The sequence below is a fragment of the Nonomuraea fastidiosa genome (assembly GCF_042751225.1).
GTDB lineage: Bacteria > Actinomycetota > Actinomycetes > Streptosporangiales > Streptosporangiaceae > Nonomuraea > Nonomuraea fastidiosa.
This window is the reverse complement of sequence record NZ_CP170570.1, coordinates 4,666,405-4,692,432: the sequence shown is the minus strand read 5'-3', so window position 1 is coordinate 4,692,432 and position 26,028 is coordinate 4,666,405. Positions and strand designations below refer to the sequence as shown.

The following is a 26,028-nucleotide window of genomic DNA, read 5'->3' as shown; positions in this document are numbered from 1 at the left end:
TTACGCGATGGTTACGTATGCCCCGCATCTCTGCCGCCGGAGCCGCCCTGGAGACCGCCCAGGAGGCACCACACGCCCCGCTGAAGCCATTGCGCACCAGGCGCGTACACCGGGACCCCGGCCGGGCCGTGAACGCCCTCACATGCGCACTGAGCGGATGCCGGCCACTGACGCCGCGGCCCGGGGAGGCGTGAAGCCCTCAGACGGTCAGGGGGTGAGCAAGTCGCGGACGATCGGGGCGAGGGCGCGGAAGGCGCGCCCGCGGTGGCTGATCGCGTCCTTCTCCTCGGGCGCCATCTCGGCGGTGGTGCGCTCTTCGCCGTCGGGCACGAGGATCGGGTCGTAGCCGAACCCGTTGGTCCCCCTCGGCGTCTTGACCAGCCGCCCGGGCAGCGTGCCGGTGGCGACGCGTTCCTCGCCGGACGGGAGGGCCAGCGCGGCGGCGCAGGCGAAGTGGGCGGTCAGCTTGTCGGCGGGCACGTCGGCGACCTGGGCGAGCAGCAGCTCCAGGTTGGCGCGGTCGTCGCCGTGGCGGCCGGCCCAGCGGGCGGAGAAGACGCCGGGCATGCCGTTGAGCACGTCGACGCAGAGCCCCGAGTCGTCGGCGACGGCGGGCAGCCCGGACGCCTTGGCCACGGCGTGCGCCTTGATGAGGGCGTTCTCCTCGAACGTGACCCCGGTCTCGGCGACCTCGCCGATCGAGGGGAACTCTTCGAGCCCGACGATGTCGAATCCGTCGAGGATGCGCCGGAGCTCCGCGATCTTGCCCTTGTTGCGGGTCGCCAGCACGATCTTCATGAAGCGAGTGCCTCCTGCTGCAGCCGCGTCAGCTCCGCGCAGCCGGTCACGGCGAGGTCGAGAAGCTTGTTGAGCACGTCGCGGTCGAACGGCGTGCCCTCGGCGGTGCCCTGCACCTCGACGAAGCGGCCGTCGCCGGTCATCACGACGTTCATGTCGGTCTCGGCGGCGACGTCCTCGGTGTAGCAGAGGTCGAGCATGGGGACGGTGCCGACCACGCCGACGGAGACGGCCGAGACGGAGTTGATGAGCGGCTCGCCGGGGCACATGCCGCGCTGGCGCATCCACTCGACCGCGTCGGCGAGCGCGACGTAGGCACCGGTGATGGCGGCCGTTCGCGTGCCGCCGTCGGCCTGGAGCACGTCGCAGTCGAGCAGTACGGAGTTCTCCCCCAACGCTTTGTAATCGACGCAGGCACGCAGCGATCGGCCGATCAGCCGGGAAATCTCGTGAGTACGTCCACCGATTTTTCCCCGAACCGATTCACGATCGTTACGTGTATTGGTCGCTCTGGGCAGCATCGCGTATTCGGCCGTAACCCAGCCCTGGCCGCTCCCCCGGCGCCAGCGAGGCACGCTGTCCTGCACGGACGCCGCGCACAACACCCTGGTGCCGCCGAATTCGACCAGCACTGATCCTTCGGCATGGGCGAGCCATTGCCTGGTGATGGTAATGGGACGGAGCTGGTCAGGGTTGCGGCCATCCTGTCGGGACATACAGATCACCCTATCTCCGTGCCACCACACGCTTGACCAAATGTGTCCATCACATAGATCCTGACGCAATGACAACGGGGGTGTTGCGAAACCCTGACTTTCTCCGGTTCCTCGGTTCGCACGCCGCGAACGAACTCGGAGCGAATATTTCGCGTGTGGCGCTGCCGCTCGTGGCGGTGGTGACGCTGCACGCCGGTCCGGCGCAGGTCGGTCTGCTGTCGTCGCTGCAGACGGTGGCGTTCCTCCTGCTCGGCCTGCCCGCGGGGGTGTGGGTCGACAGGATGCGCAAACGTCGGGTGATGATGGCCTCCGACCTCGCACGATTCGTGCTGCTCGGCAGCATCCCGCTGGCGGCCGGCCTCGAGCTGCTCAGCATCGAGATGCTGTTGGTGGTGGCCCTGTTGGCGGGCGTGGCCCAGGTGTTCAACGACGTGGCGGATTCGACGTACCTGCCCAACCTGGTCAGCACCACGCAGCTCGGTGACGGCAACGCGAAGCTCGAGACGGTGCGGTCGGGCGCGTTCCTCGCGGGCCCGGGCGTCGGCGGCGCGCTGGTGCAGTTACTCGGCGCGCCCCGGACGGTCCTGACCACCGCTCTCGGGGCGCTCGCGTCAGTGCTCTTCCTGTCCACGGTGAAGGTGCCGGACAAGCCGCCGATCGAGAAGGCGGAACGCGGCCCGATGCGGCGGGACATCAAGGAAGGCGTGGCGTACGTGTGGCAGGACCGCCTGATGCGGGCCTTCAGTGCCTCGTCCGCGCTCGGGAATCTGTGCGTGAGCGGCGTGCTGGGCCTGTCGGTGCTGTTCCTCGCCGAGACGGTCAAGCTGGCCCCGGGCGCTATCGGGGCATTACTCATGTCCGGCGGCATCGGCGGGGTGCTCGGCGGGCTGACCGGCGGGTGGCTGATGCGGCGCCTCGGCACCGCCAGGGCGACCATGCTGGCCACCGCCATCGGGGCGCCGTTCGGGCTGCTGCTGCCGATGACGCAGGCCGACTGGCGGGTGATCTGCTTCGCGCTCGCGTCGATGATGATCTCGTGGGCCGCCACCATGTCGAACGTCGGCCAGAGCACCTACCGCCAGACCGTCACGCCCGACCACCTGCTCGGCCGGGTGAACGCGTCGGTGCGGTTCGTGACCTGGGGCGTGATGCCGCTCGGCGCGCTGCTCGGCGGCCTGGTGGCGCAGCAGATCGGGGTGCGGGAGGCGCTGTGGCTGCTCATGCTGGGCCGGGCGGTGGCGTTCGTGCCGTTGCTGTTCTCACCGCTGCCGCGCATGCGCGATTTCGCCGAGGCGCAGCCCCGCCAGTGACGCGCGCGGAGGCGGCCATGGCGGGCGGCCCAGTGTCAGATTCTGTGTCAGATTCTGTGTCAGACGCTGGGCCGGACGCTGTGTCAGACGCTGGGCCGGACGCTGTGTCAGATGCTGTGCCGGACACTGGGCCGGACGCTGTGTCAGATGCTGTGGCGGACGCCGTGAAAGGCGCCGCGGCGGCGGTCAGGACAGGTCGTAGACGGCGCCGCTGCGGGCGAGCTCGACCGGCCCCGCGTAACCGCCGGTGGACGCCTCCTCCAGCACGGTCGCCTGGTCGTTCCACGGCACGAGATGCGTCAGCACGAGCCGGCCCACGCCCGCCTTGGCCGCGTGCTCGGCCGCCTGACGTCCGGTCAGGTGCAGGCCGGGAGGCAGGTTGGGGCGCTCGACGAACGACGCCTCGCACAGCAGCAGGTCGGTGCCCGCCGCCAGCTTGACCAGCTCCTGCGACTCGCCGGTGTCGCCGGAGTAGGCGATGCTCCTGCGGCCGTCGGTGACGCGGAAGCCGTACGCCTCGACCGGGTGGTTGACCAGGCCGGCGGTCAGCGTGAACGGCCCGATCTCGAACGAGCCGGGGCGCAGCGGGACGAACTCGAAGGCCGTCTCCAGCGCGGGCTCGTCAGGCATGCCGTACGCGCCCGCCAGCCGCCTGGGCGCGTCGGCCGGGGCGTAGACGGGGACGATGGGGTACGGCGCGTTCGGCCCGTACGTCCTGGCCACGTGGTAGCCGCAGATGTCGAGGCAGTGGTCGGCGTGCAGGTGGGACAGGCAGATCGCGTCCACGTCGTACAGGCCGATGTGGCGCTGCAGCGCGCCCAGCGAGCCGCTGCCGAGGTCGAGCACCATCCTGAACCCGTCGGCCTCGAGGAGGTAGCAGGACGCGGGACTGTCGGGCCCGGGGTAGCTGCCCGAGCATCCGACGATGGTCACCTTCATGTGGGCCTCCCGTTGAAGGTCGTACCCCCCACTGGTGCGACTTCGACCGCATCGATCTCCGGCCCCAGGAAACGCCGCCCGAGCCGGGCGAAGAGCAGGGAGTCGCCAGTGGCGCGGAAACGGTGCCGGGGGGTGGCGTCGCTTCCTGCCGCCAGACCGCGGTCGTGCAGGATCCGGTAGACGTCCTTGGCCGTCTCGTCGGCGCTGGAGATGAGCGTGACGCCCTCGCCGGCGACGTAGGAGATGGCGCCGGTGAGCAGCGGGTAGTGGGTGCAGCCGAGGATGAGCGTGTCGCATCCGGCGGCCCTGATGGGCTGCAGGTACTCGCGCACGACCTCGATCAGCTCGTCGCTCATCGTCTCGCCGCGCTCGACGTACTCCACGAGGCGCGGGGCGGCCACGCCGGTGAGCTCCACATCAGGGGCGGCGGTGAAGGCGTCGTGGTAGGCCATGGACTCGATCGTCGCCCTGGTGGCGATCACGCCGACCTTGCCGTTGCGGGTGGCGCGCACCGCGCGGCGGGTGGCCGGCATGATCACTTCGACGACGGGGACGTCATAACGCTCGCGCGCGTCGCGCAGCACGGCGGCGCTCGCGCTGTTGCACGCGATCACGAGCATCTTGACGTGCTGCTCGACCAGGTGGTCCATGACCTCCAGCGCGTACGCCCGAAGCTCCGCGATGGGCTTCGGCCCGTACGGCTGCCGCGCCGTGTCGGCCACGTAGGTGATGGACTCGTGGGGGAGCTGATCGATGATCGCTCGCGCGACCGTCAGGCCGCCCACCCCGCTATCGAAGATCCCAATACTCGCGTCCGGCACGTTCTCGAGGGTAGGCGACCTGCGCCGATCAGCACTGCGTAAGAATCCTCACACCGGTGACCCATGAGCATGTCGCGGTGTTGCCTTGGTCACAGTGCGACCATCGGTCCTGTGAACATGCGATCGGCTCCGCCTTGAGCCGCGTCCGTCAGCCCCGGCCGACGCGGGCGAGCTGGCGTGACTGGGCGACCAGGCGGCCGGTGGAGTCGCGCACCTCGACCTCCTCGTCGAACCAGCCGTCGGCGACCAGCCGGCCGCTGCCGAGCAGCGTGAGCCAGCCGGGGGCGGGCAGGGCGCGCAGGTGCCAGGTGAGGTCCACGGTGGGGGCCCAGCCGCGGGCTCCGGAGGAGAAGACGACGGGCGGCAGCGCGTCCACGGCCAGCGCCAGCACGTACGGGTCGGGGTCCTGCGGCTCGGCCATCCTGAAGTACGCGCGGGACTCGGGGCGGCCGGTGGGCCTGCCGTGCAGCCAGCCGATCGTGGGCGGGTCGAAGACCAGCTCGATCTGGGCGTTGAAGGTCATGTTCGACTCGGGCTTGGGGTCGGGGAGCTTGACGCACTCCTCGATCGGCGGCATCTCGTAAGCCGGTTTATCGGCATAAATCGGCTCGACGTCGTGCAGTGTGGCCGTGGTGATCAGGCCCTCGATCTGCGTCACGCCGTCCTGCACCAGGCTCGCGCGGGCGAACGCGACCGTCTTGCCCGCCTTCAGCGGCTCCACGATCACCTGGGCGGGACCCGCCACGGGCGCCCTGTGGAACTGCGCCGTCGTGCTCACCGGATGCTCGAACGGCGAGGCGTCCACCGCCGCCCGCAGGATCGTCGCCATCAGGTAGCCGCCGTTGAGCGGCCCGCCGATCGCATATCCGGGATCGAGACAGACGTCATAGGTGTGATCATCGACCTTGATCGCCTGCGTGGCCTCGTCGAACTTCGTCATCCGCTCCCGCCTCACGTCCGAACTATGTTCTAGACATGCTAGAGCATTCGCCCATCAGCGCGCCTACCTGCGAAAATGTGATTCGGCTGACACCGTTTGATCATGGCTAGTGTCACCGAACTCATCGGACAGTCCGTTTGGGACTCCAACGGGGTGTGGGTCGGTTTCGTGGTGGACATCCGCGTGGTCAAGCACAAGGGCGAGCTCCAGAAGAGCCACACCGTCTACGGTCTGGTGGTCTCCAGCGTGCGCGCGCCGTTCCTGCTCGGCCTCACCCGCGAACGCCAGGGCAGGTCGTCCTGGCTGTCCCGCCTGCTGGCCCGCATCGTCTACGCCGGCTGCACCTTCGTGCCGTGGGAGAACGTCGTCGACTACGGAGGCGGGGAGGTGCACATCGGCGTCCTGCGAAATGAGCTGAATCGGGTCTAATCCGACTTCAGTACATTGCAAGCGCACGTCTAGCAACATCAGCTACCTTCTCTGTGGTCAAAAGTCCACATTGTGAGTTGAGTGATGTCTGCTAACAATCCCCCCTATGGCCAGGATCCTGACCGGACCACGGCGTACAACTGGAACCAGGGGCAGCAGCCGGAGAACCAGCCGACGGCGCAGTATCCGGGGCAGCCCTACCCTCCCCAGCAGCCTTACGGCCAGCAGTCCGCACAGGGGCAGGGTGCTTACGGGCATCAGGGGGCCTACGGCCAGCAGCAGCCCCCCTACAACCCCCAGTACGGCCAGCCGCAGCCCCCGCAGGGCCCGCAGCAGCCGTACGGCGGCCAGCAGGCGCAGGGCGGCTGGCAGCAGCAGCAAGGTTGGCAGCAGCAGCCCGCGCAGCAGGGCTGGCAGCAGCAACCCCAGCAGCAGTACCAGCAGGGCGGCTGGCAGCAGGAGCAGCAGGGCTGGCAGCAAGGCGGCTGGCAACAGCAGGGCCCTGAGGGCTTCGGCCCGGCCGAGCCCGCGAAGAAGGGCCGCAAGAGCTGGATCATCGCGGTGGCGGCGGCGGTGGCCGTCGTCCTCCTCGGCGGCGGCGCGGTGTGGGCCGTCGGCGCGCTCGGCGGCGGTGGCGCCCAGCCGAGCGACGTCCTGCCCGCGAACTCCATCGCCTACGCCCGCTTCGACCTCGACCCGGCCGCGAACCAGAAGGTGGCGCTCTTCCAGATCGCCAGGAAGTTCTCCGCGACCAAGGACGCCTTCTCCGGCGAAGACCCGCGCAAGGCCCTGTTCGACCTCCTCAACGAGGACGGCAGCGCCAAGGCCGACTTCGCCAAGGACGTGGACCCCTGGCTGGGCAGCCGCATCGGCGTCGCCGCCGTCCCGTCCGGCAAGGACGAGCCCGACATCGCGGTGGCCGTCCAGGTCACGGACCAGGAGGCCGCCAAGGCCGGCATCGCCAAGCTCATGGAGGACGACAAGTACGGCATCGCCTTCCGTGACGACTACGCGCTGATCACCGAGTCCCAGGACCTCGCCACCAAGTACGCCGAGGCCGAGGGCAGCCTGACGGACAACGCCGAGTTCAGCGAGGACATGGGCGCGGTCGGCGAGCAGGGCGTGCTGTCGTTCTGGGCCTCCATGAGCGGCATCATCGACCTCGCCAAGAAGGAGATCCCCGCCGATCAGGTCGCGTCGATCGAAGCGATCAAGAACGCCAGGTTCGCCGGCGCCCTGCGCTTCGACAGCGCCTACGTCGAGCTCGCCGGCGTCGTACGCGGCGCCAAGGGCATGGCCCCGGACGGCGACCTGCCCAAGGCGAACATCGGCACGCTCCCCGACACCACGGCGGGCGCCATCTCGATCTCCGGCCTCGACCAGATGGTCACCAAGCAGTGGGCCGAGATCGAAAAGCAGGCCACGGCCGCGGGCAACGCCCAGGTCTCGCAGATGCTGCAGCAGTTCAAGACCCGGTTCGGCCTGAACCTGCCCGCCGACCTCGCCACCGTGCTCGGCCAGAACTTCACCGTCGCCGTCGACAGCGAGGGCCTGAACACCGACCAGATCAAGGGCGGCGTGCGCGTCACCACCGACGCGGCCAAGGCGCAAGCGATCGTGGACAAGGTGCTGAACGCGTTCGCGCAGAACGGCCAGCCCGCCCCGCAGATCGCCAAGGTCGCCGGGGACGGCGTCTTCACCGTCGCGACCACCGACGACTACGCCAAGAAGCTGGCCACCGAGGGAACGCTGGGCGAGTCGGAGACGTTCCAGACGGCCATCCCGAACGCCGACGACGCCAACTTCGCCATCTTCGTCGACCTCGACAAGATCGAGAACCTCTACCTCCAGTCGATGCAGGGTGACGACAAGGCCAACGCCGAGGTGCTGCGGGCCGTCGGCGTGAGCGGCAGCCAGACCGACACCGAGGCGAACTTCTCGATGCGGCTGCTGTTCAACTGACGGCTTTCCGAACACGCGAAAGGCGGCCGGCCCTTGCACAGGGGCCGGCCGCCTGCCGTTCTCATGACCCACCGGTGAGCGAGGGCCGCGCGGGGCCCGCCGGTCACACCACGCCCAGGAGCCCGCCTGGGACCCGGAGCCCGCCTGGGACCCGGAGCCCGCCTGGGACTCGAAGCCCGCGGGTCAGGCCCAGAGCTGGCCTTCGAGGCGTTCTTCGGCCTCTTCGAGCGTCCCCTCGTACGCGCCCGTCGACAGGTACTTCCACCCGCCGTCGGCCACCACGAACACGATGTCGGCCCGCTCCCCGCCTTGACCGCCTTCTTGGCCACCCCCAGCGCCGCGTGCAGCGCGGCCCCGGTGGAGACGCCGGCGAAGATGCCCTCGGAGGCCAGCAGCTCGCGCGTGCGCCGCAGCGCGTCGGCCGAGCCGACCGAGAAGCGGGTGGTCAGCACGGACTCGTCGTAGAGCTCGGGGATGAAGCCCTCGTCGACGTTGCGCAGGCCGTAGACCAGCTCGCCGTAGCGCGGCTCGGCGGCCACGATCTGCACGCCGGGCACGTGTTCGCGCAGGTAGCGCCCGACGCCCATGAGGGTGCCGGTGGTGCCGAGACCCGCCACGAAGTGGGTGACCGTCGGCAGGTCCGCAAGGATCTCCGGGCCGGTGGTCTCGTAGTGTGAGCGCCAGTTGGCCGGGTTGCCGTACTGGTAGAGCATCACCCACGACGGGTTCTTCGCGGCCAGCTCCTTGGCCACCCGCACGGCCTCGTTGGAGCCGCCGGCGGCGGGCGAGGAGATGATCTCCGCGCCCCACATGCGCAGGAGCTGGCGGCGCTCCTCGGAGGTGTTCTCCGGCATCACGCAGATCAGCCTGTAGCCCTTGAGCTTGGCCGACATGGCCAGCGAGATGCCGGTGTTGCCGCTGGTCGGCTCAAGGATGGTGCAGCCCGGCGTGAGCAGCCCGTCCTTCTCGGCCTGCTGGATCATCCACAGGGCCGGTCTGTCCTTGATCGACCCGGTCGGGTTGCGATCCTCCAGCTTGGCCCAGATGCGCACCTCACCCGAGGGCGACAGCCTGGGCAGGCCGACCAGCGGGGTGCGGCCGACCGAGTCGATCAGCGAGTCGAAACGCATGTCACCCGCCGGCCACGGCAGGCAGGACGGTCACCGTGTCGCCGTCGGACAGCGGGGTGCCGAGGCCGCCGAGGAAGCGGACGTCCTCGTCGTTCAGGTAGACGTTGACGAAGCGGCGCAGGCTGCCGTCGTCGACCAGCCGCTCCTTGATGCCGGGGTGGCGGGACTCGAGATCACTGATCAGCTCTTCGAGCGTGGCGCCCTCGGCGCTCACGGCCTTCGCGCCGTCGGTGTAGTTACGCAGGATGGTCGGGATGCGAACCTCGATGGCCATCGCGGTCAGTCTCCTCAGGTCAGTCGTCGTCCCATCGGCAGCAACGCCGATGGAGTGGTGCGGATTCCATGGGCTCGTACGCCGGCTGCGCCGCTCGCCGGACAGAGACGTCCTACGGGCGCGAGACCAGCGGGTCTCCGGCCGGACAGTCGTAGACGACGACGGCAGGAGTGTGTGCGAACAGGAAGCTCTGCACCGGCCTGACCATCATGGGAGAAACCTTACCTCTTCCTCGGTGATCTCCCCATCGAGGATCCGGAAGGAGCGGAACTCCACCTCGTTCTCGTCCCGCGTGGAGACCAGGACGTAGTGGGCGTTCGGCTCGGAGGCGTAGGAGACGTCGGTGCGCGACGGGTACGCCTCGGTGGCCGTGTGGGAGTGGTAGATGACGACCGGCTCCTCGTCGCGCTCGTCCATCTCCTTCCACACCCGGAACTGCTCCATCGAGTCGAAGCGGTAGAAGGTGGGCGAGCGTTCGGCGTTCTGCATCGGGATGAAGCGCTCGGGCACGCCGTTACGGCCCGCGATGACGCCGCACGCCTCGTCCGGGTGATCGGCGCGGGCATGCGCGACGATCTTGTCAGCCAGTTCCTGCGAGATCGACAGCATGCCCGGAAGTTACCAGAGCGCCCGGACCAGGCTGTCCTGGAGGTAGGTCAGCCAGTCGTAGGTGACGTACGCCGGGTAGCGGGGGTCGTCCTCCGACATCACGGCGATCTCGTCGTGGACCTCCTCGGTCACGTCGAGCTTGGTGCCGAGCGTCAGGCGCAGGTCGTTGAGCGAGCGCAGCCACGCCTGCGCCTCCTCGGCCGACAGCTCGGCGCGGCCCGGCCGCGCGGTGTCGTGCACGGTCTGGGCGTCGGCCCGCTTGCCGTCGCGCAGCGTCGCCTCGGTGTAGCGGCGGAACTCGGCGGCGTCCTTCTCGTCCTCGTACGCCGACGGGAACAGCCGGGCGAGCACGGGGTCGGACGGCGCCGTGCTGTCGCCGATGCCGAGCGCGCGCTCCAGCGGGTCGTCGCTGGTCTGCCCCGGCGAGACGATGCCGAGCATCATGGAGACCAGCGAGCGCAGCAGCGAGACCTCCGCCGCCTCGAACTCGGCGACGACCCCGCCGTCCTTCCCCCGCGAGAACCCCGAACTCACCTGTGCCTCTTCCTGGTAGTGCCGCGACCCGCGCGTCCCACTCGACCGGGTCTGACTTGGCCGGGTCTCACTTGGCCGCGTCTCACTTGGCCGGGTCTCACTTGACCGAGTCCGGCTGGAGCGTCGCCCACAGGCCGTAGGAGTGGAGAATCTGCACATCTCTTTCCATCTCCTCGCGCGTGCCGCTGGACACGACGGCCTTGCCCTTGTGGTGCACGTCGAGCATCAGCTTCTCGGCCTTTTCGCGGGTGTAGCCGAAGACCGTTTGGAAGACATAGGTCACGTAGGACATGAGGTTGACGGGGTCGTTCCAGACGATGGTCACCCAAGGCAGATCGGGCCGGACGTCCGATGACGGACGCTCAACGGCGATTGGAGCGGTGCTACCCACATCCATGAGTCTGCCCTATCTGGGCCGTAGTCTTCGAGTCGTGAGAATGACCATGAGCACTGCGTTGCTCACAGATCACTATGAGCTGACAATGTTGCAGGCCGCCCTGCGCAGCGGTGCCGCGCACCGGCGGGCGGTTTTCGAGGTGTTCGCCCGCCATCTCCCCGGTGGGCGGCGATACGGGGTCGTCGCCGGAACGGGGCGCGTCCTCGACGAGCTGGAGAACTTCCGTTTCGGTGACAATGAACTCACCTTTCTGCGTGAGCACAACATCGTCAACGAGGAGACCCTGGCGTTTCTCGCCGATTACCGGTTTTCCGGCAACATCTACGGCTATCGGGAGGGCGATCTCTACTTCCCCGCCTCCCCGATCATGGTCGTGGAGGGCACGTTCGCCGAGGCCGTGCTGCTGGAGACGCTCACGCTGTCGATACTCAACCACGACTGCGCCATCGCCTCCGCCGCCTCGCGCATGACCAACGCGGCGGGCAAGCGGCCGATCATCGAGATGGGCTCGCGGCGTACGCACGAGCACTCCGCGGTGGCCGCCGCGCGGGCCGCCTACATCGCCGGGTTCGCCTCCACATCCAACCTGATGGCGGGGAAGATGTACGGCGTGCCCACGGCGGGCACGGCGGCCCACGCGTTCACGCTGCTGCACGACTCGGAGCAGGCGGCGTTCGAGGCCCAGATCGCCTCGCTCGGGCCCGAGACGACGCTGCTGGTGGACACCTACGACGTGGCCGAGGCCGTGCGCACGGCCGTCGAGGTCGCCGGAAACAAGCTGGGCGCGGTCCGCATCGACTCGGGCGACCTGGCCGCGGCCGCCCAGGAGGTGCGCGAGCTGCTCGACTCGCTGGGCGCGTTCGACACCCGCATCATCGTCACCTCCGACCTCGACGAGTACGCCATCGCCGCGCTCGCCGCCGCCCCCGTGGACGGCTACGGCGTCGGCACCTCGCTGGTGACCGGCTCCGGCGTGCCCACGGCGGCCCTGGTCTACAAGCTGGTGGCCAGGGAGACGGCGACGGGCAAGCTGGAGGCCGTGGCCAAGCGGTCGGTGGGCAAGCCGTCGCGCGGCGGGCGCAAGAACGCGTACCGGCTGCTCAACGAGTCCGGCCACGCCGAGACCGAGCTGATCACCACCGGCGGGCTCGTCCCCGAGGGCGGCGTGCCGCTGCTGCACGAGCTGGTGCGCGACGGCGAGATCGTCGGGCGCGAACCCCTGTCCGCCGCCCGCGAGCGCCACGCCGCGGCCGTCGCCACGCTCCCCCAGGAGGCACTCCAGCTCGGCCGGGGGTATGCGGCGATTCCCACCGAATTCGCCTGACGTATCGTGCTATCTATGGGCACCGCGTTGATCGTCGTCGATGTGCAGAACGACTTCTGCGAAGGCGGCAGCCTGGCCGTGGCCGGCGGGTCGGAGGTGGCCGCGGCGATCTCCCGCCACGTGGCCGAGAACCCCTACGACCACGTTGTGGCCACCCGCGACCACCACATCGACCCCGGCGACCACTTCGCCGAGACCCCCGACTACGCCGCGAGCTGGCCCGCCCACTGCGTGGCCGGCACGCCGGGCGCCGAGTTCCATCCCGCGTTCGACGCCTCCCGGGTGGAGGAGGTCTTCAGCAAGGGGGCCTATGAGGCCGCCTACAGCGGCTTCGAGGGTCTCTCCGAGGACGGCGTGCCGCTGGTGCGGTGGCTGACCGACCGCGGCGTGACGGAGGTGGACGTGGTGGGCATCGCCACCGACCACTGCGTCCGCGCCACCGCGCTCGACGCGGCCGAGCACGGCCTTACCGTGCGGGTGCTGCTGGACCTGACGGCCGGCGTGGCGCCCGAGACGACCGAGGCGGCGCTGGCGGAGATGAAGCAGGCCGGCGTCACCCTCGAGGGCACCCCCGTCGTGCGCTGAGCCCCGGCCCCGGCACCGGCACCGGGCCGCTCAGGCGCGCGGCCGTACACGTTCACCCAACGTATACGGTTTGCAACGCTGCGGTCATGTGATATCGAGGAGAACGGACCACGCTCCGAAGCAGGAGTACCACGGAGAGTGATCACTCTTCCTAGCGGTGGGAGGTTCTCCATGCTGCCTGTGTCACTCGGCGTGGCCTGGCTCGTTCTCGGGCCGCTCGCCCTGTGGTTACTGCTCAGGGGCACCTGGGCCGACCGCACGGCGGCCGTCGTGACGCTGGCTCTGCTTGAGGCCGGCACCATCGCGATGAGCGCGCTGCGCCCGCCGCCCGCCCCGGCGCACGCGGGCACGGCGCCCGCGACCGGCGCCGTCGCCGCCCGGCCGCCCGCCACTCCGCCCTGCCGGGCGCACGAGCCCGTTCCCGCCTCCGCCGAGGTGGGCCGGCATCTGGTGCTGACCTGGCCGGCGGTCTCCGGCGAGTGCGGCAGTGCCGAGGTGGTCCTGCTCCCCCGCGGCAAGCAGCTCATGATCTGGGTGTACGCGCCCCCGCGCGCCTGCCGCCACCCGTCGCGCCACGCCTACACGCGGCCGGTGCACGTGCGCGGCGGCACGGCGTCGCTGGCGGTGCCGCTGCACTTCAAGCCCGGCGTGACCCCGGTCGACGGCCACAGCGGCCGCCCGATCCCCGCCACATGAGCCGGGGGCGTCACGGCCGGCGGCACGCGGCCGGGGCCGAGTGAGCCGGCGCCCTGCCGCTCACGCGTGGCCAGGGTCGAGCAAGCCGGCGCCCTGCCGGTCAGGCGTGGGTGACGGCCAGCCGCATCGCGTCGTCGAACCGGGCGAACACCTCGAACGCGTGCCGCAGCCCGGTGATCGACAACACCCGCGCCATGACCCCCTGCACCCCGCCGAGCAGCAGCCGGGTGCCCTGTGCCTCGCAGCGCTGCATGAGGTGGACGAGCTCGTTCATGCCCATGGAGTCGCAGAACGAGACCTCGCCGAGGTCGAGGATGAGAAAGGGCTTGGGAGGCAGCTCCCAGATGCGCTGGATGTGCTCCTGAAAGATCGGCAACGCGTTGACGTCGAGTTCGCCTTCGAGCTTGATGATGATCGCGTTTCGAGAGAGGCCAGAGGTGACGGTGAGCGTCGGCTTTCCGGTGGCCTCAGACGACATGGGCAAAGTCCTTCTGCGTATCCCAAGACAGCCAAGAGTGTTGTTGCCGGTTCCGTCGAGCTTCTAACAGATGGCCAGCGCTCTGTGACCAAATGCGCATAGTCACGTAACGTGACGGCCAGCCTCATATCCCTTGACCTGGGATAACCAGGGACCTCCCCCCGTCCAGGGCGAAGAGCCCGACCCGGGCGCAGGGCTTGTCCCGGGTACAGAGCCCGTCCCGGGCGGGGAGCCAAGCGCCGCCGGCCGGGACGGTCAGCGGCGCTGGGTGGCCCAGCGGCGGATCATGGCGATGCGCTCCTGGATCTGCTCCAGCGTCGCCTGCGCGATCGGCGGCCCGCCGCAGGCCCGCCGCAGCTCGTTGTGGATCACGCCGTGGGGCTGGCCCGTGCGGTGGTTCCACGCGCCGACGAGGCCGTTGAGCTCGCGGCGCAGCTCGGCGATCTGCTCGTGCGGAGCCAGCTCCTGCTTGGGCTGGGCCGCCTGCTGCCTGCGCCGCGCCGCCTGCTGCTCGGACTGCCGCTTGCGCAGCAGCGTGGCCACCTGGTCGGGCTCGAGCAGGCCGGGCAGGCCGAGGAAGTCCTCCTCTTCGGCGGAGCCCACAGCGCCGCCGGTGCCGAACTCGCCGCCGTCGAAGAGCACGCGGTCGAACGTCGCGGTCGCCTCCATCGTCTCGAACGGCAGCTCGTCGCCCAGGACGTCGGGGTTGTCCTTCTGGCGGTTGGCCTGTTCGAGCAGCGTGTCGTCGAGGCCGTCCTCGGGCGGCCGCTTGTTGAGCACGTGGTCGCGCTCGGCCTCCATCTCGTTGGCCAGGCCCAGGAGGGTCGGCACCGAGGGGAGGAAGACGGACGCGGTCTCGCCGCGCTTGCGTGCGCGCACGAAGCGGCCCACGGCCTGGGCGAAGAAGAGCGGCGTGGAGGTGGAGGTGGCGTAGACGCCCACGCACAGGCGGGGGATGTCGACGCCCTCCGACACCATGCGCACGGCCACCAGCCAGCGGTCCTGCGAGGCCGAGAACTGCTTGATCTTCTTCGACGCGCCGGGGTCGTCGGAGAGCACCACCGTGGCGGTCTCGCCGGTGATGTTGCGCAGGTGGCGGGCGTACGCGCGGGCGGTCTCGTGGTCGGTGGCGATGACCAGGCCGCCCGCGTCGGGCACGCCCCTGCGCACCTCGGTGAGCCGGCGGTCGGCCGCGTGCATGACCTGGCGGATCCAGTCGCCCTTGGGGTCGAGCGCGGCCCGCCACGCCTGGGAGAGCTGATCCTTGGTGAGCGGGGTGCCGAGCGAGGCGGCGATCTCGTCGCCCGCACGGGTGCGCCACTTCATCTCGCCGGAGTACGCCAGGAAGATCACCGGACGGACGACCCCGTCGGCGAGCGCGGGACCGTAGCCGTAGGAGTAGTCGGAGACGCTGCGCTTGACCCCCTCGGCGTCCTCCTCGTAGGTGACGAACGGGATCGGGTTGTCGTCGGACCTGAACGGCGTGCCGGTGAGCTGCAGCCGCCTGGTGGCGGGCTCGAACGCCTCGCGGACGCCGTCGCCCCACGACTTGGCGTCGCCCGCGTGGTGGATCTCGTCGAAGATGACGAGCGTCTTGCGGGCCTCGGTGCGAGCCCTGTGGAGCGCCGGATGCATGGCGACCTGCGCGTAGGTCACCGCCACCCCGATGTAGTCGCGCGAGGTGGTGCCCTGGCTGTTTTTGAACTCGGGATCGACGGCGATGCCCACCCGCCCTGCGGCGTCGGCCCACTGGCGCTTGAGGTGCTCGGTGGGCGTCACGATCGTGACCGCCTTGACCACGCCCCTCGCGAGCAGCTCGCTGGCGATGCGCAGGGCGTAGGTCGTCTTGCCCGCGCCCGGCGTCGCCACGGTGAGGAAGTCACGCGGCTCGCGGCTGAAGTAGAGGTCGAACGCCTGCTGCTGCCAGGCGCGCAGCTTGGGAGCGGTGCCCCAGGCGGCCCGATCTGGATAGGAAGGCGATAGGTGGGACGCGGCGAAGGTGCTCACCGCATCACCTCTGGGGTTGGTGTGCTTCGCTCTCTCACAGTGATCCAAGGGTAATCGGGGCCACCGACAAGACGTGCCGTGAGACGAGGATTCTGGCCAAGGTTCTCCTCACGTGCTATGCGGCTTATCGGAGGCTCGTCATGACCGCCTCGAGCGCCTGCCTGCGGGCCTGGTCCTCGGGTTGCAGCAGCCCGACGAGCAGCACCGGCTGGTCTTCACGAGTGACGAGCATCACGCGCAGGAACGCCGGGCGGTTGACCACATCGCGGTACTCGGCGCGCAGCGCCCGCGTGTAGCCGTCCCGGGTGCCGCGGTCGTCCACCACCGTCACGCGGTCGCCCTTGAGCAGCAGCCTGGAGTAGAGCTGGGCGGCCTGCGCCGCGGTCTTCTTCGCGTCCTCGATCGGCCCCGGCACCGGGCGGGCCATCACCACCGCGCCGTCGCCGTCGCGGGCGACCGAGGTGAAGCCCGTCACCGGCGGCACCGGGCTCGTACGCCAGCCTTCGGGCAACGGCGCCGCCACCCCGGCCAGCGAGTCGCTCAGGCGGTCCGCCTCCGGCTGCGGGGCGACGAACCGCAGGGCGGCGCTCGTGGCCGCCGCTACGAGCGCCGTACCGGCCGCCAGCGCCGCCAGCACGGCCGCGACCTTCTTGGCCGTCCCCGCGCCGCTCTGGGCGCGCGTGGCGTGCTGCTTGGGCGCCGTGGGCGAGCGGTAGAGCCGGGCCGAGGGAGGCAGGTCGTCGTCGGCGGCGCCGCTCTGGCGGACGGCGCCGCGGATGCGCGGGTTCCAGGACGGCTCGTCGTCGTCCGCGTCGTCGTCCAGGTCGTCCTCGCCCCAGAACTCCTTGTCCGGCTCCAGATCGAGCGGATGCCGCCGCCTCCGCCCCGCGTCCTCGTCACGCGCCCAGGCGGGGTCGTGTCCCCAGCCGTCGTCGCCGTCCCTCCCGGAGCCCTGGGCCTCGGTACGCGCCCAGCCCGAGCCGTCGGAGCCGCCCCAGCCGGGGTCGCCGGACCGCTGCCGGTCCGGCCCGTCGTCGTGCGGCCGCCTGCGGCGGCTCCCCTCCCCGCTGACGGGGCCTGCGGGCCCGGCGGGTTCCGCGCCCCAGGCGGGCTCGGCGGCGCGGTCCTGCGCCCGCCTGCGTCCCCAGGCGGGCGGCGGCTGCCGGCTGGGGTCCGAGGCGGTCCCGCGGCTCTCCGCCCAGTGCTGCTCGGCCCGGCGGCGGTCGTCCTGGTACGGCGGCCGGATGGTCCTGGGGCGCGGGGACGGTACGGCGGTCAGCGGGTCGCCGCCCGCCGACGCGGGACCGGCGGAGGTCGCAGCACGGCCCTCCGGCGCGAGACCGGCGGGGGGCGCGGCACCACCCCCGGCACGGAACCGGCGGAGGTCGCAGCACGGCCCTCCGGCGCGAGACCGGCGGGGGGCGCGGCATCACCCCCCGGCGCCGGACCGGAAGGCGCGGCACCATCCCCCGGCGGCCGGGTTCGACCGGCCGGAGGCTCGGCGTCCTCGGACGGAACCGCGGTCAGGCCGGGCGGGGACTGCGCGCCCCGGGGCGGTGGCTGGTCGGCCCGGGGCGGTGGCTGGCCGTACGGTCGCCGGACGGACAGTGGCTGGTCGGACGGGGGCCGGTCGGACGGAAGCCGGTCGGGTTGTGTCCGATCGGGTTGTGTCCGATCGGGCGGTGGCTGATCGGGCGGTGGCTGATCGAGCTGGGGCCGGTCGGGGGAAGGCGACGGCGAAGGAGCCGAAGGACGGCGGTGCCTGGGCCCCGGCAGCGGGGGCCAGACCCGGTGATCACCTTCCATGTCACCTCCCTGCCCGCTGTCCTATCACTCCTTGCGATCGCCGGCAGGCGAACTGTGACGACTGTGACGGGAGGGACGGAAATTTCAGCGGGTGCGCCCGGCGAGCAGGGTCCCGCTGAACGCGATGGCGGCCATGAGGCCGGAGATGACGAGGAATCCGGTGGCGATCTGGGACGGGGCATGGCCGATCACGTTCACCAGCGCGCCGCCGATCCCGACCGACAGCGCCGAGCCGAACTGGTCGGACACCGACAGCGCGGCCGAGTTCGCGCCCTGCTCGTTCAGCGGCGACTGCTTGAGCGCGGTGACGTTGACGGTGGTGATGCCGTAGCCCATGCCGAGGCCGGCGATGATCCACGCGGGCACGGCGACCCACCCCGTGACGCCCGGCAGCACCGACAGCAGGCTGACGAGGATGCCGGCGGTGACGCAGCCCGCGCCCAGCCTGATCCGCTTGTGCGCCTCGGCGGAGTGCCTGGCCTGCAGGTACGCCCCCGCCGACCAGCCCAGCGCGCCGGTGGTCAGCGCGATGCCCGCCGAGGTGGTGTCGAACTCCTTCACCTCCTGCAAGGCGAGCGGGATGAAGCTGTTGACGCCGAAGAAGGAGGCGGAGAAGAAGCCGCGCATGAGGACGGTCGTGGGCAGCCCGCGCCGCAGCAGCAGCGCGCCCGGCGGCAGCAGCCGGTACAGGCCGAAGACGACCAGCGCGAGCCCGGCCGCGCTCTCCAAGGCGGCGGGCATGGCGTCGCGGTGCAGCCCGTCCACGCCGTACAGCAGCAGCCCTGCGCCGCCCGCGGTCGCGGTGGCGGCGAGCGTCATCGCCACGGGCCTGGAGCGCGGGCCCGTGGCGGGCTCGGCCTCGTGCTCGGAGCCCATGCGCAGCGCCGGTACGAGCATCACCAGCGCGGGCACGACCAGCGGGACGATGCCGTAGAAGACGTAACGCCATCCCCACGTGTCGCCGACGAACCCGGCCACGGACGGCCCCACCATGGCGGGCACCACCCAGGCGGCGGAGATCGCGGCGAACGCCTTGGGCCGGATGTCCATGGGGTAGACGCGGGCGATCATCACGTACAGGGCGACGATGGCGGCGCCGCCGCCGAGCCCCTGCACGACCCGCGCGAGAAGGAACATCCCGGCGTTGGACGCGGCCCCGGCCAGCGCCATGCCGGCGGCGAACAGCACCACGCCGGCCAGGAACGGCGCCGGGTAGCCGCGCCGGTCCGACCAGAGCCCGGCCACGACGTTCATGAACAGGCTGGCGATCAGGAAGGCGGAGAAGCTGATGCCGTACAGGTCGAGGGCGTTCAGCTCGTCGGCGATGGACGGCATGACCACCCCGACCGACATGCCCTCGAAGGCGATCAGCGTGACCACCAGCAGGATCCCTAAGGTGGCCGCCCGGTATGCGGGGTTGAAGATGCCTGGCGGCTTCATGGGAGTGTCGAGTGCTTTTGGTGCTGTCACCCGCACATCGTAGTTCGCCCGGTTCAGACCTCCGACCTGCCCCTCGCCGGGGCACGGAACGCCGCCCACATCTCGTGCATGCGTCGGGCCTGACCTGCGGTGAACTCCCACATGCAGCGGTCGTGCGAGTAGTCCATGAAGTTGTGCGCGGGGTCCTTGCCCGGCCGGTCGGCGCAGGTGTCCTTGTCCTGCGGGCACGCCTCGGTGGGCCGGGCCTCGGCCGGGGTGTCGTCGATGCCGTCGCCGGGCTCGCGGCAGCCGTTTTCGAACGTGTGGAACAGGCCCAGCCAATGGCCGATCTCGTGGACACCGGTGAAGCCCTGGTTGTAGTTGGTCATCGTGCCGCCGGGCAGGCTGCGCCAGTCGATCACGACGCCGTCGAGCGCGGGCGCGCCCTCGTACCAGTACGGGTAGCTGGCGAAGCCCAGCATCAGCTCGCTGAGCTGGGCGATGTAGAGGTTGAGCGTGCCGGGCCCGCCCTCGTGCAGGGCCCTCTTCATGACCTTCTCGTTGCCGACGGGGTCGGTGAACCAGGCTTCGCTGTGCCGGACCGCGATACCGTCGAGGCGGAAGCGCACGCCGGTGTCGACGCCGCCGAACTTGCCGGCGTACGCGGAATTGAGCACGTCGATCTGGGCTTTGACCGCCTCGTCGGAGACCGGGCGGCCGGCGGCGCCGGCGATCACGTGGACCCGGGTGGGCACGGTGATCCGCGTCGGCGGGGTGACCCCGGCCAGGCGGCGGCCGAGCTCGGCGATGACCTTGGCGACGTCTTCGGGCTTGGGCGATCGCGGGCCGGGAGCGCGGGCAGGAGCGGCCGTCTCCGGCCGCCCGTCGTCGCACCGCTCCTCCGGCTCGGCCTTCGACCTGGACGCCGATCCGTGCGGGAGCGCCGCGCCCGGCCGCAGCGGCGGGACGAGCCCGGCCGCGAACAGGCATGCCAACGAGACGGCGGTCGCGCGCCGGACCATGCAATCCCCCACGGTTGCGAGACGATCTGGCTACAGACCGTAACGCTCCGTACGGGGATTACCGCTCAGCAACACTCACTGCTTGTCGTCGCCCTCGCCACCGCCGGGCGGCAGGCTCTCGTAGATCTCCTTGCACTCCGGGCAGACCGGGTACTTCTTGGGGTCACGGCTGGGCACCCAGACCTTGCCGCACAGGGCGCGGATGGGCGTGCCGGTCACCATGCTCTCGGTGATCTTGTGCTTGTCCGCGTAGTGGGCGAACCGCTCGTGATCGCCGTCGCCGTGCGACGTCCGCGGAGTGGTCTCCTGCTCTGGGAGGATCTTCGTGCTCACCCCATCGAGTTTATGCCCGTCCAGGACCCCGCAGAGCGCGACGGCCCCCGCCCCGGAAGGACGGAGGCCGTGCGTACGCGCGCCGGGGCCCAGCGTGCGCAATGACCCCCGCCCCGGAAGGACGGAGGCCGTGCGTACGCGCGCCGGGGCTCAGCCCATGTGGACCGGTGCGCCCTCGGTCTTCCTGCCGGCCTTGACGAACATCGTCAGGGCGGCGGTGATCACCGCGATGCAGGTGCTCACGACGAAGGCGAGGTGCATGCCGTCCATGAAGGAGTTGTGCACGGCGTTGACGATCGGCTCGGGCAGCCCGGGAGGCGCCGCGCCGAACGCGGCGGCCTTCTCCAGCGCGGCCATCTGCTCCGGCGGGATCTGCTGGGCGATCGGGCCGAGGTAGCCGGGCATCTTGCTGGAGATCTCCGACGCCATCACCGCGCCCAGGATGGCGGTGCCGAGCGCGCCGCCGACCTGCATGGCCGACTGCTGCACGCCGCCCGCGACGCCGCTCAGCTCGACCGGCGCGTTGCCCACGATGATCTCGGTGGCGCCGACGAAGACCGGCGAGAGGCCGAAGGCCAGCAGCACGAACGGGATGGCGCTCTCGATGAACGTGGCGTCGATGCCGAGCCGCGACATGAGGAACATCGCGAACGCGGTGATCAGCAGGCCGCCGGCCATGGTGAGCTTCGGGCCGAACCTGCTCAGCATCATGCCGGCCAGCGGCGAGGCGAAGATCATGCCCGCGCTCATCGGCAGCATGCGCAGGCCCGCCTCCAGCGGCGCCAGGCCGTGCACGCCCTGGAAGAAGAAGCCCAGGAAGAACATCGCGCCGAACATGGCGAAGGCGACCATCATCATCAGGAAGGTGCCGATGGAGATGGACGGGTTGGCGAACAGCGACAGCGGCACCAGCGGCTGCTTCGCGCGGCTCTGCCAGAAGATGAACAGGCCGATGAGCACCACGAACACGGCGAGGAACGTCAGGGTCGTGCTGTCGCCCCAGCCCCAGTCGGGGGCCTTGATGATCATCCAGACCAGCGAGAACATCGCGCCCGACAGCAGCACCACGCCCAGCCAGTCGATCCTGGCGAGGGTCTGCGCGCGGTTCTCCTTGATCAGGATGATGCCCATGATCAGCGCGATGACGCCGACGGGGGCGTTGATGAAGAAGACCGACTCCCAGCTGACGCTGTCGACGAGCAGGCCGCCCACGATCGGCCCGGCGGCGCTGGACAGACCGATGATGGCGCCCCACGCGCCCATCGCCTGGTTCAGCTTGGGGCCGGGGAACGCGCCGCGCAGCAGCGCCAGCGCGGCGGGCTGCAACAGCGCGCCGAACAGACCCTGGGCCACCCGCAGGCCGATCAGCGCGCCGATGGGGGTGACACCGGGAATGATGTCGGCGAGCTCGGCGCTGAAGCCGATGCCCACCGACGACAAGGCGAAGCCCGCCACACCGATGAGAAAGACCCGCTTGTGCCCGAAGAGGTCACCGAGCTTGCCGGCGGTGATGAGGAAGACCGCGAGCGCCAGCAGGTAGCCGCTGGTCACCCACTGCAGGTCGGACAGCGACGCCTTCAGGTCGGCCTGGATGACCGGATTCGCGATGCCGACGACCGTGCCGTCGAGCATCACCATGATGACGCCCAGGCTGACCGCCAGCAGAACAAGCCACGGGTTGCCCCCGGTCCCCGTCTCGGCCGGGCCGGGCGATGACGGTGCGTCGACCGCCTTCGCGTGAGCCATAAATCCCCCTATTTCCCACGTGTCGCCCAAGATCAGGGCACATGTATGTCAAGCCTCAGGTAATCTAATGACACAGTATGACACTTCACAACTGACTTTTTTATGGCGGGCTATGACTTATGGCACACTGTGACAGTTCGATGTCGAGGGAGTGACGACAGTGGGTCTGCGGGAACGCAAGAAGGAGAAGACGCGCGCCGCCATCCTCGACGCCGCGCTCGACCTCTTCCTCGAACAAGGGTACGAGTCGACCACCGTCGAGCAGATCGCGGGGGCGGTCGAGATCTCCCCTCGCACCTTCTTCCGCTACTTCACCAGCAAGGACCACCTGGTGCTGTGGTTCCACGACCACGGTGAAGCGATCATGCTCGACGCCCTGGCCGAACGCCCGCACGACGAGCCGCCGTTCGCCTCGCTGATGAGCGGGCTGCGCGCCGTGCTCGCCGACCTGGAGGAGTCAACGCCGGAGGACGTGGAGAGGTTCCTCAAGCTCCGCAGACTTTTCGAGCGTTACCCGCACCTGGTCGGGCTTTCGGCGGCCAGAAGCGCGGAGACCCAGCGCCGCCTGGCCGCGGAGATCGCCGCCCGCCGCGGCACCGACCCGGACGAGGACCAGTTCGCCCACCTGATCGTGGCGTTCGCGCTGTCCGCCATGCGCGTCGGCATGGAGTGCCCGCGCAACACCACGTCGATGGCGGAGATCAAGGAGCGCATGGCGCAGACGCTGGAGATGACCGAGCGCTGCCTGCGCCCCGGGTGGGACCAGCAGCCCTGACTCGCGGCGGCGCCGCACGAGCCGCCGACCGCGTCCCCGGGCGCGCCCTCCCGGCAGCGCGCCCGCACCCGCCGCGAGCCGAGGCCGCACAGGGCCCGCCGCGGGCGGAGGCCGTACAAGGCCCGCCGCGAGCGCGCGCCCCCGAAGGCCGCAGGCGAGCGCTTGCGGGAAAACTCGCGGGGAGAACGGTCAGTTCATGGTCGGGTCGTCGGGGCAGGTCGCCACGAACGCCAGCTCCCCGCGCTGGCGGCGCAGCACCTGCCGCCACAGGGACGCGGGGTCGGCGTGGAAGGTGTCGCCGACCTCGGAGTCGACGACGTACCAGGCGCCTTCGGCTATCTCGCTTTCGAGCTGGCCCGCCGACCACCCCGCATACCCGGCGAAGATGCGCATCTGCGCGATCTCGCCCTGAAGGATCTCGGGGGGCGCGTCGAGGTCGACCGTGCCCAGCCTGGCCACCGAGTCGGTGCCGGCGTGCAGCCGCCGCCAGCCCAGGGGCTCCTCGCCGCTCGGGACCGCGGCCAATGCGAGCGCGCTGTCGGTTTGCACGGGCCCGCCCTCGAACAGCACCGGCGGCCCGGTGACGAGAGGATCCCAGACCGGGAGCACCTGGGTCACCGAGATGTCGCTCGGCCTGTTGAGCACGACGCCCAACGTTCCGCCGTCGTGGTCGTGTTCCAGGATCAGCACGACACTACGCCGGAAGTTGGGGTCGTCGAGAAGCGGCGTCGCCACCAACAACCCGCCGACGTAGATCGCTTCCGCCATACATCCATCATGAAGGCTCACCGGGGGTGCGCGCTCCCCCGATCCCCCCATGTTACTTTTCGTGCACGCTTGGGAACTTTAGGTAGCGAAGATCACGTTCGGGGGGAGCCATGCGCATCGGTACTCGTCTCGTCCTGGCCTGCCTGCCACTGGCGGCTCTCGTGCTCCTTCCCCTGCTGCTGCCGTCGCCCGCCCACGCCTGGCCGGGGTCGGACACCGGTGACCCGTTCACGATGACGGTGGACGACGTGGCCTGCCGTACGGGCCGGGCGACCGTACGGCTGCACAACCAGACCCGTCAGATGGTCAGGTTCGACCTGAAGGCCGACGGCGAGAGCGTGGCCAGCGGGTCGATCCCGGCCCGCAAGTCGATCGTCCGGCACGTGAAGGTGCGCAGGGGCAGCAGCGCCGAGATTGAGGCGTTCTCGGTGAGCGACAGCACGCCGGAGACGCTGATCGACTCGACCCGGGTGGAGAACGACTGCCCGTGGGGCCACCACCGCCGGCAGCTTCCGTTCACCGGCCCGCCCACCGACCTGCTGGGCAAGCTCGCCACCGCGGGCGGCATGGTCGTGATGGGCGGGATCCTCTGGTGGTACGGCTCGATCTGGCCACGCTCATCGTGACACGGGTTCACGCGCCTTCCAGGCCGAACCCGCTGTCACGGACGCCTTGTCACACGGTTTCCGCCACGAACGCGCCCGCCCTGGCGGCGGCGAGCGCGCGGTCCACGGAGGCCAGCGCGGCCTCCCGCGTGACCGGCTCGCGCGTGACGACCAGCCGGTAGTACAGCGGCGCGGAGACGGCTTTGATCAGCTCTTTCCCATCGGTGCCCGGGGGCAGCTCGCCCCTGGCGACGGCGAGGTCCACGACGGCCGCCCACTCGTCGATGCGGCGCCGGTAGAAGGTGCGCAGCGCGCGGGCCGCCTCCTCGTCGCCGGTGGCGGCGGCGATGACGGCCTGGAACGTGGCGCCGAGCCGGGGGTCGTTGATCGCCTCCAGCACCATCAGCGCGTTCGCGCGCAGGTCGCCCTCGATGCCGCCGGTGTCGGAGTGCGGCGCGGACTGGTTCGCGAGCTCGTTCATCAGATCGGTCACCAGACCCGCGGGGGTGCCCCAGCGCCGGTAGACGGTCGTCTTGCCGACGCCCGCCCTGGCCGCGATCTGATCCATGCTCAGCGCGTGGAAGCCATGCTCGACCAGCGCGTCCTGCGTGGCCTCGAGCACGGCGGCGCGCACCCGCGCGGTGCGGCCGCCCGGCCGCACGGTTCCCGCCGAACGGGAAGGTCGGTCCATCGAGTCTCCTCGCCGTCTGCCGACAGCTTATCGAAACTGGCGTTCCATTAGGTTCGCGTTCGGCATTGCCGAACGAAAGTGCGCTAGTGTCCCTCACGTGGGAGAGACGATTCAGTCCGTCGAACGAGCCGCCGCGATCCTGCGGCTGCTCGCCTCCGGCCCGCGCCAGCTCGGGGTCGCCGAGCTGGCCAGGGCGCTCGGCCTGCCGAAGGGGACGCTACACGGCATCCTGCGGACACTCGTGCGGGTGGGCTTCGTCGAGCAGGACCAGGAGACGGGCAAGTACCGCCTGGGCGCCACCCTGCTCCACCTCGGCAGCAGCTACCTCGACGTCAACGAGCTTCGCGCCCGCTCCATCAACTGGGCCGACGCGCTGGCCGGCCGCAGCAGGGAGAGCGCCTGGATCGGCACCCTGCACGAGGGCCACGTGCTGGTCATCCACCACGTCTTCCGCCCCGACAACAGCATGCAGACGCTGCAGGTGGGCACGTATCTGCCGACGCACGCGAGCGCCCTGGGCAAGGTGCTGCTCGCCTACGACCCCTACGACGAGCCGCCAGGCCCCCTTGAGCCGTACACCAAGAACACGCTGGCCGATCCGGCCGCGCTGGAGCGGGAGCTCGATCTGGTGAGATCGCGCGGCTGGGCGGCGGAGATGGAGGAGCTGACGGAGGGCGAGGTGGCCATCGCCGCGCCGATCAAGGACCCGCGCGGCCTGGTGGTGGGCGCGATCGGCATCCGCGGCGCCGTCGAGCGGCTCGCGCCCGGCGGCGAGCTGCACATGGAGTACGTCTCCTACGTACGGGACGCCGCCCGGGCGATCACTCGTGACCTGGCCAGATGACACTTGAACACCTACCACCCACCACATAGCATTCGTTCGGCATTGTCGAACCCGGAGCACTAGCGAGGAA

At 70.3% G+C, this 26,028-nt stretch carries 27 protein-coding genes and 1 pseudogene; 9 read left to right on the top strand and 19 right to left on the bottom strand.

The genetic code is table 11. The features are described from left to right. Positions 1 to 207 precede the first annotated feature (207 nt). Both rdgB and rph read right to left on the bottom strand, forming a co-directional pair. Positions 208 to 798 carry an RdgB/HAM1 family non-canonical purine NTP pyrophosphatase gene (rdgB, locus tag ACFMQL_RS21865; RefSeq protein WP_364061161.1) on the bottom strand — a complete coding sequence of 197 codons (591 nt, stop codon included), beginning with the start codon at positions 796 to 798 and terminating at the stop codon, positions 208 to 210. Beyond that, positions 795 to 1,514, bottom strand: a complete 720-nt coding sequence (gene rph / locus ACFMQL_RS21860) for a ribonuclease PH (protein ID WP_364061158.1) — start codon at positions 1,512 to 1,514, stop codon at positions 795 to 797. The genes rdgB and rph overlap by 4 nt, the downstream gene beginning before the upstream one ends. 68 nt (positions 1,515 to 1,582) lie before the next feature. On the opposite strand from rph, the gene ACFMQL_RS21855 reads away from it, so the two are divergent. Continuing rightward, positions 1,583 to 2,824, top strand: a complete 1,242-nt coding sequence (locus tag ACFMQL_RS21855) for an MFS transporter (RefSeq protein WP_364061155.1) — start codon at positions 1,583 to 1,585, stop codon at positions 2,822 to 2,824. Positions 2,825 to 3,010: 186 nt separating this feature from the next. Here the strand turns inward: ACFMQL_RS21855 and ACFMQL_RS21850 are convergent, their stop codons facing one another. The 3 genes from ACFMQL_RS21850 to ACFMQL_RS21840 all read right to left on the bottom strand — a co-directional run bounded on the left by ACFMQL_RS21850 (position 3,011) and on the right by ACFMQL_RS21840 (position 5,524). Then, positions 3,011 to 3,763: an MBL fold metallo-hydrolase gene (locus tag ACFMQL_RS21850; RefSeq protein ID WP_364061152.1), complete on the bottom strand. Its 753-nt coding sequence runs from the start codon at positions 3,761 to 3,763 to the stop codon at positions 3,011 to 3,013. Beyond that, complete coding sequence (gene murI / locus ACFMQL_RS21845; protein ID WP_364061149.1) at positions 3,760 to 4,584, bottom strand: glutamate racemase; 825 nt, start codon at positions 4,582 to 4,584, stop codon at positions 3,760 to 3,762. The genes ACFMQL_RS21850 and murI overlap by 4 nt, the downstream gene beginning before the upstream one ends. Positions 4,585 to 4,732: 148 nt before the next feature. Next, entirely contained in the window at positions 4,733 to 5,524 is a 792-nt protein-coding gene (locus ACFMQL_RS21840; protein WP_364061146.1) for a thioesterase family protein, read from the bottom strand. Between the two features lie 102 nt (positions 5,525 to 5,626). Here ACFMQL_RS21840 and ACFMQL_RS21835 point away from each other — a divergent pair, with 102 nt between their 5' ends. Then, positions 5,627 to 5,953 (top strand): hypothetical protein, encoded by a 327-nt coding sequence (locus ACFMQL_RS21835; protein WP_364061143.1) that lies wholly within the window; start codon positions 5,627 to 5,629, stop codon positions 5,951 to 5,953. 84 nt (positions 5,954 to 6,037) lie between these two features. Beyond that, complete coding sequence (locus ACFMQL_RS21830) at positions 6,038 to 7,915, top strand: DUF3352 domain-containing protein (RefSeq protein ID WP_364061140.1); 1,878 nt, start codon at positions 6,038 to 6,040, stop codon at positions 7,913 to 7,915. Between the two features lie 183 nt (positions 7,916 to 8,098). Here the strand turns inward: ACFMQL_RS21830 and ACFMQL_RS21825 are convergent. The 5 genes and pseudogenes from ACFMQL_RS21825 to clpS form a co-directional block, all read right to left on the bottom strand. Beyond that, positions 8,099 to 9,045, bottom strand: a pseudogene (locus tag ACFMQL_RS21825) (PLP-dependent cysteine synthase family protein). Between the two features lies 1 nt (position 9,046). After that, complete coding sequence (locus tag ACFMQL_RS21820) at positions 9,047 to 9,319, bottom strand: MoaD/ThiS family protein (RefSeq protein ID WP_364061134.1); 273 nt, start codon at positions 9,317 to 9,319, stop codon at positions 9,047 to 9,049. A gap of 207 nt (positions 9,320 to 9,526) precedes the next feature. Beyond that, entirely contained in the window at positions 9,527 to 9,928 is a 402-nt protein-coding gene (locus tag ACFMQL_RS21815) for a Mov34/MPN/PAD-1 family protein (protein WP_378786812.1), read from the bottom strand. A 9-nt stretch (positions 9,929 to 9,937) separates the two neighbouring features. Next, entirely contained in the window at positions 9,938 to 10,462 is a 525-nt protein-coding gene (locus ACFMQL_RS21810; RefSeq protein ID WP_364061128.1) for a DUF2017 domain-containing protein, read from the bottom strand. Between the two features lie 97 nt (positions 10,463 to 10,559). Continuing rightward, complete coding sequence (gene clpS, locus ACFMQL_RS21805; RefSeq protein ID WP_378786810.1) at positions 10,560 to 10,859, bottom strand: ATP-dependent Clp protease adapter ClpS; 300 nt, start codon at positions 10,857 to 10,859, stop codon at positions 10,560 to 10,562. An 85-nt stretch (positions 10,860 to 10,944) separates the two neighbouring features. Here clpS and ACFMQL_RS21800 point away from each other — a divergent pair, with 85 nt between their 5' ends. From ACFMQL_RS21800 to ACFMQL_RS21790, 3 genes are all read left to right on the top strand, one after another. After that, entirely contained in the window at positions 10,945 to 12,183 is a 1,239-nt protein-coding gene (locus tag ACFMQL_RS21800) for a nicotinate phosphoribosyltransferase (protein WP_378786809.1), read from the top strand. Between the two features lie 15 nt (positions 12,184 to 12,198). Further along, on the top strand, positions 12,199 to 12,768 hold the full coding sequence (locus tag ACFMQL_RS21795; protein WP_364061119.1) for a nicotinamidase: 570 nt from the start codon (positions 12,199 to 12,201) through the stop codon (positions 12,766 to 12,768). Positions 12,769 to 12,939: 171 nt separating this feature from the next. Next, positions 12,940 to 13,464, top strand: coding sequence for a hypothetical protein (locus ACFMQL_RS21790; RefSeq protein ID WP_378786807.1), 525 nt, complete (start codon positions 12,940 to 12,942; stop codon positions 13,462 to 13,464). A 100-nt stretch (positions 13,465 to 13,564) separates the two neighbouring features. On the opposite strand, the gene ACFMQL_RS21785 is transcribed toward ACFMQL_RS21790, so the two are convergent. The 7 genes from ACFMQL_RS21785 to ACFMQL_RS21755 all read right to left on the bottom strand — a co-directional run bounded on the left by ACFMQL_RS21785 (position 13,565) and on the right by ACFMQL_RS21755 (position 22,275). Next, complete coding sequence (locus ACFMQL_RS21785; RefSeq protein WP_364061113.1) at positions 13,565 to 13,942, bottom strand: STAS domain-containing protein; 378 nt, start codon at positions 13,940 to 13,942, stop codon at positions 13,565 to 13,567. Between the two features lie 255 nt (positions 13,943 to 14,197). Next, positions 14,198 to 15,949 (bottom strand): DEAD/DEAH box helicase, encoded by a 1,752-nt coding sequence (locus tag ACFMQL_RS21780; RefSeq protein WP_364061110.1) that lies wholly within the window; start codon positions 15,947 to 15,949, stop codon positions 14,198 to 14,200. A gap of 124 nt (positions 15,950 to 16,073) precedes the next feature. Beyond that, the gene (locus ACFMQL_RS21775; protein ID WP_378786805.1) at positions 16,074 to 16,586 is read right to left on the bottom strand and encodes a hypothetical protein; all 513 of its coding nucleotides are present in this window, start codon (positions 16,584 to 16,586) and stop codon (positions 16,074 to 16,076) included. Between the two features lie 1,253 nt (positions 16,587 to 17,839). Continuing rightward, a complete protein-coding gene (locus ACFMQL_RS21770; RefSeq protein WP_364061104.1) occupies positions 17,840 to 19,225 on the bottom strand; it encodes an MFS transporter in 1,386 nt (461 codons plus the stop codon). Between the two features lie 23 nt (positions 19,226 to 19,248). Next, positions 19,249 to 20,196 carry a zinc metalloprotease gene (locus tag ACFMQL_RS21765; RefSeq protein ID WP_364061101.1) on the bottom strand — a complete coding sequence of 316 codons (948 nt, stop codon included), beginning with the start codon at positions 20,194 to 20,196 and terminating at the stop codon, positions 19,249 to 19,251. A gap of 75 nt (positions 20,197 to 20,271) precedes the next feature. Then, on the bottom strand, positions 20,272 to 20,529 hold the full coding sequence (locus tag ACFMQL_RS21760) for a DUF3039 domain-containing protein (protein WP_364061098.1): 258 nt from the start codon (positions 20,527 to 20,529) through the stop codon (positions 20,272 to 20,274). A gap of 150 nt (positions 20,530 to 20,679) precedes the next feature. After that, entirely contained in the window at positions 20,680 to 22,275 is a 1,596-nt protein-coding gene (locus ACFMQL_RS21755) for an MFS transporter (protein WP_364061095.1), read from the bottom strand. Between the two features lie 160 nt (positions 22,276 to 22,435). Between ACFMQL_RS21755 and ACFMQL_RS21750 the strand changes: the two genes are divergently transcribed. After that, a complete protein-coding gene (locus ACFMQL_RS21750; protein WP_364061092.1) occupies positions 22,436 to 23,050 on the top strand; it encodes a TetR family transcriptional regulator in 615 nt (204 codons plus the stop codon). Positions 23,051 to 23,239: 189 nt separating this feature from the next. On the opposite strand, the gene ACFMQL_RS21745 is transcribed toward ACFMQL_RS21750, so the two are convergent. Then, positions 23,240 to 23,818, bottom strand: a complete 579-nt coding sequence (locus ACFMQL_RS21745) for a YqgE/AlgH family protein (protein WP_364061089.1) — start codon at positions 23,816 to 23,818, stop codon at positions 23,240 to 23,242. Positions 23,819 to 23,928: 110 nt separating this feature from the next. Between ACFMQL_RS21745 and ACFMQL_RS21740 the strand changes: the two genes are divergently transcribed. Beyond that, positions 23,929 to 24,444 carry a hypothetical protein gene (locus tag ACFMQL_RS21740; RefSeq protein ID WP_364061086.1) on the top strand — a complete coding sequence of 172 codons (516 nt, stop codon included), beginning with the start codon at positions 23,929 to 23,931 and terminating at the stop codon, positions 24,442 to 24,444. A gap of 49 nt (positions 24,445 to 24,493) precedes the next feature. Here the strand turns inward: ACFMQL_RS21740 and ACFMQL_RS21735 are convergent, their stop codons facing one another. Further along, positions 24,494 to 25,114, bottom strand: a complete 621-nt coding sequence (locus ACFMQL_RS21735) for a TetR/AcrR family transcriptional regulator (protein WP_364061083.1) — start codon at positions 25,112 to 25,114, stop codon at positions 24,494 to 24,496. Between the two features lie 97 nt (positions 25,115 to 25,211). Between ACFMQL_RS21735 and ACFMQL_RS21730 the strand changes: the two genes are divergently transcribed. Then, the gene (locus ACFMQL_RS21730; RefSeq protein WP_378786802.1) at positions 25,212 to 25,958 is read left to right on the top strand and encodes an IclR family transcriptional regulator; all 747 of its coding nucleotides are present in this window, start codon (positions 25,212 to 25,214) and stop codon (positions 25,956 to 25,958) included. The last annotated feature ends 70 nt before the right edge of the window (positions 25,959 to 26,028 follow it).